Origin of the sequence: Burkholderia sp. Tr-20390 (assembly GCF_017104595.1) — a bacterium.
In the GTDB taxonomy this organism is placed as follows: Bacteria; Pseudomonadota; Gammaproteobacteria; order Burkholderiales; family Burkholderiaceae; genus Burkholderia.
Genome location: NZ_JAAGPC010000290.1, coordinates 1 through 7543 on the forward strand (window position 1 = coordinate 1; position 7543 = coordinate 7543).

Consider the following 7543-nt stretch of genomic DNA (forward strand, 5'->3'; position numbering starts at 1 on the left):
ACCGGCGGGCGCCCCGGCGGCCGTGAAGGCGGCGGTCACAGCCCGTACGGCTCGCACGGCGGCCCGCGTGAATCGCGCGGCGACGGCGGCTACGGCTCCCGCGAACCGCGTGAAGGCTATGGCTCGCGCGAACCGCGCGAGGGTTACGGCTCGCGTGAGCCGCGCGAAGGCTACGGTGCCCCGCGCGAACCCCGTGAACCGCGCGAAAGCTACGGCGCACCGCGCGACACCGGCGACGCATCCGGCAACGCCTCGTCGTCGGATTCCCGCGGCGGCAGCGGGCCGGTCATCGTGACGCGCCGCCGGCGAATCGTGCCGGACGGCCAGTAAAGCAAAAGGGCAAGCCAACCGGCTTGCCCTTTTTACTGGTGCCGCCGGCGCGGCATGTCGCCGCACCGCCGCCGGGTTCAGCGTGCCGTCGTCGGCAGGCCTGCATCGGCCTCACGCTGCAACGAACGCACCTGCTGCTGCAACGCGCGCAGTTGCGACTGAAGCTCGGCCTGCTGCGCCTGCAAGGCGGCCGTCTCGTTGCGTACGCTCTTCTGGCGATCCGCGACCGCCGCCTGCTGCTGGCGGGCGATCGAGATATCCGCCTGCAGACGCCGCGCGCGATCCTGCGTGACCTCGATCTGCTTGTCCATTTGCGCCTTCTGCGATTCCAGCTTCGCCGCCCGCAGTTCGTTCACGGCCAGCCGCTCCGCCTGGCGCGAGAAATCGCGATAGATCGCTTCCGCACGCGTTTCGTCGTAAGTCTTGATGACGCGCCAGAACGCCTTCTGCTGGAACAGCGCGACGAAGTACGCACCGTCCTTCACGTTGAACAGCAGGCTCGCGCCGTAGCTGCCGTTGTAGCTCGTGCGCATTTCCGTCAGCGAGTGCGCCTGGATCTGGCGCTGCAAGTCGTCGACCGTGCTCGGCCCCGTCGACTCGCCCGCCTGCGGCTGCAGCGACGTCTGCGAATCGATCACCGGAATCGCCGCCACCGGCGCCGATGCCTGCTGTACGACGGGCGAACCGCTGTCCGCCAGACTTTGCGCGTATGCGCCCTGCATGCCTCCCGCCAGGGCGAACAATACGCACGCCCTTCCCAACCCCGTCATATGGCTCATGAAGTTCTATTCCCGCCCGAGTCGTTGTAATTCAGCGCGATTTTATCTCATTAATTACTCACTTTCGCGGGTCTCGGGCTCCTCGTCGAAGATCTGGTATTTGCGCATTTTTTCCCACAGGACCTTGCGGCTGATGCCGAGTTGCTGGGCCGTATCCTGACGCCGCCAGCCGTTTGCGTCGAGCGCCGCAATGACGCGGTTGCGCTCGTTCATGTCCCACTTGCTGCGATCGACGAACACCTCGGCCGCACTCTCCGCCGGGACCGGCTGGGCCGAACTGCGCGCGTGCGCGATCAGCCGCTGCAGCCGCGCGGCATCCCACCCGCCCGTCTGCCGCACCGTCACGCCGACACGCTCGGCGAGGTTGCGCAGTTCACGCACGTTGCCGGGGAAATAGCTGTCCGCGACGGAATCCGTCAGCCAGTACGGCAGATCGGACAACTGAGCGAGCCGCTCCTCGCCGACGACCTGCGCGACGAATGACTTGAACAGCGCGATCTTGTCGACGGCGCCGCGCTCCTCCAGCGACGGAATGCTCAGCTCGATCACCGCGAGCCGGTAGTAGAGATCGGCGCGGAACAGGCCATCCTTCACGAGCTGCGGCAGCTTCTTGTTGCTCGCCGCGACCAGGCGGAAATCGACCTTGACCGGCGACGTCGCGCCGACGCGCAGCACCGCGCCGTCCTCGAGCACGCGCAGCAGCTTGACCTGCTGGTACAGCGGCAGATCGCCGACTTCGTCGAGGAACAGCGTGCCGCCGCCCGCCTGCTCGAAATAGCCTTTATGCGCAACAACCGCGCCCGTGAACGATCCCTTCGCATGACCGAAGAACAGCGATTCGAACAGGCCGTCGGGAATCGCACCGCAGTTCACGGGCACGAATTCGCCATGCCGGTAGCGCGAATGTTTTTCGTGCAGCAGTTGCGCGATGCGCTCCTTGCCGACGCCGGTTTCGCCGTGCAGCAACACGTTGGTGTCGCAATCGGCGAACGTATCGACTTCGTGCAGCAGGGCCTGCATCGATTCCGAGTGCGCGACGAGTTCGGTCGGATGCGACGTTTCGGCCGTATGCGCCCGTAGCTGCGTGACGAGCTTGCCGATCATCCCGCGCAGTTCGGCACACGTGAAGTCGAGCGGCAGGATGTGCGAATACTCGGGCGGATACTGCGACGCGTCGTGATCGCGCGCCGCGCCGACCCAGACGACCGGCATGCCGATGTTGGCCTGCCAGTCGCGCAGGAACGCGGCGCCGATTTCGATCATCGTCACGCTGATGATCGCCAGCGACGGCCGCAAGGCGGCGCGCTCGGGCGAGATCTCCGCGTTGTCGGCGCGGATCACTTCGACGTCGAAGCTCGCCATGCACCGGGCGACGCGGTCGACAATGTCCGCCTTGCCTTCCCAGACGTACAGGTCGAGCTCTTCGATTGCGGGCGTGGTTCTCATCGGGTGGTCTTGCTTCTCTAATTGCTGACTGTTTGCGCGACGCCGCAGGTCAGCGACATCTGATGCACCGTGGCGGCACCGAGCTGGACACCGAGCAAGTCCAGCAACGGGTCGATGATACCGTCGAGCGCGGTCAAAAGCGGGCTCAGAACGGTGGTCAGTACCGACAGCAGTGACGAAATGAAATCCGGCGGGATCGTGACGGTGACGATCCCGAACAGCAGGCTCACGGTCGGCGTGATCTGGGCCGCTTTCAGGCCTGCCAGCGCGTTGTTCACGGCCGAACCCAGCGCGTTCGTATTGGTTGTCCAGTAGTACGACGGATCGCTGCCGCCGCGCCCGTAGAACGTATTGGTTGCGGGGCTGCCGGCCAGATTTACCGACACGTTGGAAACGGTCGCGGACACCTCGACGGCGCCGGCCAGAACCAGCACGTCGAGCACCTTGGCCGGCGTCGAGCAACTGTAGTTCGCCGGCAGGTTCAGCAGATTGCCGGCCGTGAGCGGCGGCTGGCCGATGCAGAGATTGGCGACGCTCGGCTGCGCGGTGATCGTCGCGGAATTCGGCGATGTCAGGCAGTTGGTCGACAGCAGCGTCGCACTGCCGGCACCCAGTTGCACGTAAAGCGGCAGATACACGTTCGCGGACACCACGACCGGCAGCGGATTCACGCCCAGGTTGACGACGAGATACAGGCCGACCTGCGCGTTCGTCGCAACCGTCCGCCACGCACCGTTCTTGTCCTTCCCGCCTTCGCCGACCGCAATGGTCGGCGGGCTGATGACCTGCGCCTGCAACTGGACGATCGAAACCGAGTTGCCGTTCGGCAGCGTTAGCGGCACGTTGGCGCCGATCACCACGCCCGGCTTGCCGGCCTGCGAGATCTGCGCCATCGCCATCACGAGGTCGAGCACGTTCACGGTCGCGTCGGCCGCCGCCTGCGTGTTCGCGAGGCCGAGCGTCAGCAGCGACGTCGCGCCCTGACCGGTCAGGCTGGCGACCTTGAGCGCCGTGTTGCTGAGCAGGTTCAGGTTGGCGAGGGTGGTCAGTGCGCCGGTTGCGCTGGTCTGCAGCGTCGTACCCAGCGTGGTCGTCTTGTTGACGGCCGCCACCATCGCGTTGAGCAAGGTGCCGACCGACGCGTTGGCATTGACCAGCCCGCCGATCGTACCGTTGCCGACCGACAGCGACTGCAGCGCGACGGCGATGTCGCCGAGCTTGACGTTCGCACAGGCGAGCCCCTGGTAGGACACGAGATTGAGGTTCAGCGGCGTGCCGCCCTGCCCCTGCAACAGCGAGCCCAGCAGCGCGTTCACCAGGCCGGGGTTCCCGCTCGGCGCGCCCGAGCAGCCGACGCCGCCCACCGCGGCCAGCGTCGCGCCGATCGAGAAGGTATCGATGTTGGTTGCCTTCGCGGTCGACGTGGCGGTCACGGTGCGGGTCGGCCCGAAGAAGAAATACGGCAGCGTCTTGGAGACCGTCACCCGCACGGCATTCAACTGCGTCGCGAGCGGCACCGTCGATTTCGACGAATAGAACGAACTCGCCGTCCCGGTCGCCGACGGCGCCCAATAACCGCATTCGGCCGCCAGCGACGTGGTGCCGCTGCCGTCCAGCGTGAAGCCGTTCGTCGTGGCGTTGCTCGTGGCCACGGAGGTCACGTTCGCACACGTGTCGTCCAGCTTCTGAACCGCGGCGAGCGCAGCAAGATCGGCCACGCGCTGCATGTCGCGGCGCGTGAAAAAGACGTTGCCGATATCGACCGAACCGAGAATCACCATCGACAGCAGGATCCACACGGCCGCCGTGACGACGACCGAACCCCGCTGCCGCCGCGGCGACGCGCGACCGGGTCCGGCCATCCGGTTCGATGCATGTCGAGCAGTGCTCATCGAAGCTCCGCTCAATACGATTGCGATGAACCCTGCCCGCCGGACGATCCGTTGCCGTTCGCGTTGACCGGCGACCCCATCGATTCCGGAATCTTGTGCTTGAACGATTCGAGATAGCGCTGATAGGACAGCGACGCTGTATCGCCCAGTGCCGGCAACGCCGGCCCGGCCGCACGTCCGTCACGCTGGAATGCCAGCAGTGCGTTCGTTGCATGACCGATTTCCGACGCGTCGGGCGCCGGCTGATCGCTATACGCCGCGGTAGCGGCCCCCATGAGCACGAGAAGCGCGACACCCTGGCACACGCGTGCCACGCGACCGGGATTCTTGTTGTTCGTCATGTCAGTTCTCCCCAATGCCTTTTTTCATTGTGCAAACCGCTGCAGCAGCGGCGCAGTCGGATCGAATCCCTGGATGTTCGCCACCGGGGACGGACGCTTCGCGACATCCGAGCCCGACACGTCGACCACGCTCCCCGAACCGATCGGCGTGGAAACCGACGCCGAAGCCGGCGCCTGGGACGCGCGACGCCACGTGCGTGCCGCCGCGGTGATCCTCGTCGCGTCGTTGCGGATGTCGTTGCGAACGTCCGCCGACAGCTTCTGCTGCGCCATCAGCTTCTGCGCATCGTGGGTGCGGCCGGATGCGAGCAGGTACAGCACCAGGTTGCTGATGATCTTCGGATTGCTCTGATCGAGCTCCGCGGCCTTCATCAATGGAATGCGCGCCCCCTCGACATCGCCGCTGCGCAGCTTCGCGTAGGCGAGATCCGAAAGCGTCGACGCATCGGTCGGCGCCAGCACGGTGGCCTGCGACAGCGCCTGCGCGGCGCGCGGAAAATCGCCCGCGCCGCCGGCAATCAGCCCGAGACCGCGATAGCCGCGCGCGGCGAGCGTCGTGTTGAGCAGTTGCGTATACACCGCGGCGCTCGCGGCGGGCTGGTCCGTCATGCGCAAGGCATCGGCGCGCAGCAGGATCGTCTGCGGCGATGCGCCGTACTGCTTTTCGTATGCGTCGATATGCGCCAGCGACGCGTAATACAGCCCTTGCGACTGCATCCGCTCGATCAGGCCGAGATACATGCCAGGCGTATCCGGCGCCGCCTGCTTCTGCGCCGCCGCGTCCATCAGCGCCGCGCGCTCGGCCTGCGGACCGACGCCGTACCCGCTTTCCTTGAACGCCGAGCACGCGCCGAGCAGGCCCACCATCGCCAGCACGCCGGCCACTTTCACGATTTCATCGATGCGTCTCATCTTGCTTCCTTGGCTTTCCGGCATCAGGGCTGCGCCTGGCTCAGCGCGCGCAACACCGAGATCATTCCCGGCCCGGCCGTCACGATCAGCAGCGCCGGCAGCAACGTCAGGATCATCACGCCCGTCATCTTCACCGTCAGCTTGCCGATCCGTTCGCGCAGCATCGCGCGGCGCGCCTCGCGCAACCGGTCACCGAACTGCTTGAGCGGCTCCTGTACCGCGCCGCCGTGTTTGTCGACCTGGATCAGCAGCCGCACGATCGCACGCAGATCCTCGTTCTCGAAACCGGACGACAGCCGCTGCAGCGATTGCTCGCGCGTCCGGCCGGCAGCGAATTGCCGCTGGGCGATTTCCATTTCCAGCGACAGCACGGGCATCATTCCCTTGAAGTCGTTCGTCAGGACCTGGATGCTCTGGTCGAGCGACAATCCGACACCCTGCAGCAAGCGAAGCATGTCGACCAGCAGCGGCAGTTCGTCGATCACCGATTGCCGGCGCTGTGCCGCACGACGTCGCAGGTAGAGCTTCGGCAACATGAAGCCGGTGACGAGCGCGATGCCCCCGCCTGCCCGCCATTGCGCGCCGGTCAGGTGCGAGCCCATCAGCACGAGGAAAAGCAACGGCACGACGATCGCGCAGGCGAGCCGTGCGCTCAGGAACAGCCCGCGGGTACGCGTGTCGGCGTAGCCGCACTGCTCCAGCAACAGCCGATCTTCGTCGGCGACGAGATACCGGCCCAGACGGGTGTCGAGCAGGCGCGTCCCGACCATCGACAGGCGGTCCAGCCATTGCACGACGAACGACGGCCTGGCTCCGGCATCGCGCCCGACCGGATTCGGCCGGGATTCATCGGACTGCTGGGCGGCCCGTGCGCCCGCTGCCTCGAGCGTCGCGGTGCGCCGCTCGAGCGCGCTGGCCAGCGTGCGATCGCTGCGCGTCTGCGCCCCCGCGCGGCGCACCGCGAGCCATGCCAGCAGCACGACGCCGAGTGCGCCGAGCGCCAGTGCGAGCGAACCGAGTTGATTGGCGGTCATGCCGTCACCTGAGTTTGGCCATGTGGTACAACCAGATCCCGCCCGCGAACTGCAGCATGAAGGCGACGAACAACAGCTGACGTCCCGTGTAGTCGTTCCACATCGACTGGAGATAGAGCGGATTCGTCGCGATCACGAAACTGCCGATCGCAATCGGCAACATGACCAGCACCCACGCGGACAACCGCGTCTCCGACGACATCGCCGCCAGCTCCCGCTCGGCCTGCTCGAGGTCGCGCATGAACGTCGACATCCGGTCGAGCATGACATCGGCGCGGCCGCCGTACCGGACCGAGAGCCGCAGCACCGAACCGACCAGTTCGAACTCCTTGGTCTGATAGACGCTCGCGATATGCCCCATCGCACGGTCGATCTCGACCCCCGTGCGCAACATCCGCGATACGTGGTCCAGACACCCGCGCAACGGCGCCTCCGTCGTCAGCAGCGCAGCCTGGAACGCCGCCGGCACGCTGTTGCCGAGCGTGACGAGACGCACGATGCCGTCGAGGAACGACGGCAACTGGCGCACGATCGTCAGGCGCCGCCGCTGAATGCGGGACACGAGCCAGAACACGAGCAGCGACGCGCCGCACACGAGCGCGGCGATGCAAGCGAGCCAGCCGCCCCGGTTACCGGCCAGGAGCCCGACCGCGGCCAATCCCAGTAGCGCGAGAAGCGCCTTGCCGCGGGCATCCTCGATCCCTGCACGACTCGCCAGGTTGGCGAGGTATTCCGTCGCGATCTCGCGCCAGTGTGCCCAGCGCGAAGCCGGCGCGGCGGATTGCGCGCGCGCCGCGCCGGGCGCGGGC

7 protein-coding genes and 1 pseudogene are annotated in these 7543 nt (G+C 66.6%); 1 reads left to right on the forward strand and 7 read right to left on the reverse strand.

The annotated features are described in order from the left end of the window. Window positions 1-330, forward strand: a pseudogene (locus G3N98_RS37370) (RNA chaperone Hfq); the annotation flags it as partial. Between the two features lie 77 nt (window positions 331-407). Here the strand turns inward: G3N98_RS37370 and G3N98_RS37375 are convergent. The 7 genes from G3N98_RS37375 to G3N98_RS37405 form a co-directional block, all read right to left on the reverse strand. Then, the gene (locus G3N98_RS37375) at window positions 408-1109 is read right to left on the reverse strand and encodes a DUF2968 domain-containing protein (protein WP_089472670.1); all 702 of its coding nucleotides are present in this window, start codon (window positions 1107-1109) and stop codon (window positions 408-410) included. A 54-nt stretch (window positions 1110-1163) separates the two neighbouring features. After that, window positions 1164-2555 carry a sigma-54 dependent transcriptional regulator gene (locus tag G3N98_RS37380; RefSeq protein WP_089425235.1) on the reverse strand — a complete coding sequence of 464 codons (1392 nt, stop codon included), beginning with the start codon at window positions 2553-2555 and terminating at the stop codon, window positions 1164-1166. Window positions 2556-2572: 17 nt separating this feature from the next. Next, a complete protein-coding gene (locus tag G3N98_RS37385; protein WP_206150933.1) occupies window positions 2573-4447 on the reverse strand; it encodes a TadG family pilus assembly protein in 1875 nt (624 codons plus the stop codon). An 11-nt stretch (window positions 4448-4458) separates the two neighbouring features. Further along, window positions 4459-4788 carry a DUF3613 domain-containing protein gene (locus G3N98_RS37390; RefSeq protein WP_089472668.1) on the reverse strand — a complete coding sequence of 110 codons (330 nt, stop codon included), beginning with the start codon at window positions 4786-4788 and terminating at the stop codon, window positions 4459-4461. A 24-nt stretch (window positions 4789-4812) separates the two neighbouring features. After that, window positions 4813-5700, reverse strand: coding sequence for a pilus assembly protein (locus G3N98_RS37395; protein ID WP_206150934.1), 888 nt, complete (start codon window positions 5698-5700; stop codon window positions 4813-4815). A 23-nt stretch (window positions 5701-5723) separates the two neighbouring features. Next, window positions 5724-6734 (reverse strand): type II secretion system F family protein, encoded by a 1011-nt coding sequence (locus tag G3N98_RS37400; RefSeq protein ID WP_089472666.1) that lies wholly within the window; start codon window positions 6732-6734, stop codon window positions 5724-5726. A 4-nt stretch (window positions 6735-6738) separates the two neighbouring features. Then, on the reverse strand, window positions 6739-7543 hold an 805-nt coding region (locus G3N98_RS37405), incomplete at its 5' end, for a type II secretion system F family protein (protein ID WP_206150935.1).

What these genes read in the sequence shown, in the direction of transcription:
- G3N98_RS37375 (WP_089472670.1), bottom strand. Translation starts at nt 1,109, where the DNA reads ATGAGCCATATGACGGGGTTGGGAAGGGCGTGCGTATTGTTCGCCCTG.
- G3N98_RS37390 (WP_089472668.1), bottom strand. Translation starts at nt 4,788, where the DNA reads ATGACGAACAACAAGAATCCCGGTCGCGTGGCACGCGTGTGCCAGGGT.
- G3N98_RS37400 (WP_089472666.1), bottom strand. Translation starts at nt 6,734, where the DNA reads ATGACCGCCAATCAACTCGGTTCGCTCGCACTGGCGCTCGGCGCACTC.
- G3N98_RS37385 (WP_206150933.1), bottom strand. Translation starts at nt 4,447, where the DNA reads ATGAGCACTGCTCGACATGCATCGAACCGGATGGCCGGACCCGGTCGC.
- G3N98_RS37380 (WP_089425235.1), bottom strand. Translation starts at nt 2,555, where the DNA reads ATGAGAACCACGCCCGCAATCGAAGAGCTCGACCTGTACGTCTGGGAA.
- G3N98_RS37395 (WP_206150934.1), bottom strand. Translation starts at nt 5,700, where the DNA reads ATGAGACGCATCGATGAAATCGTGAAAGTGGCCGGCGTGCTGGCGATG.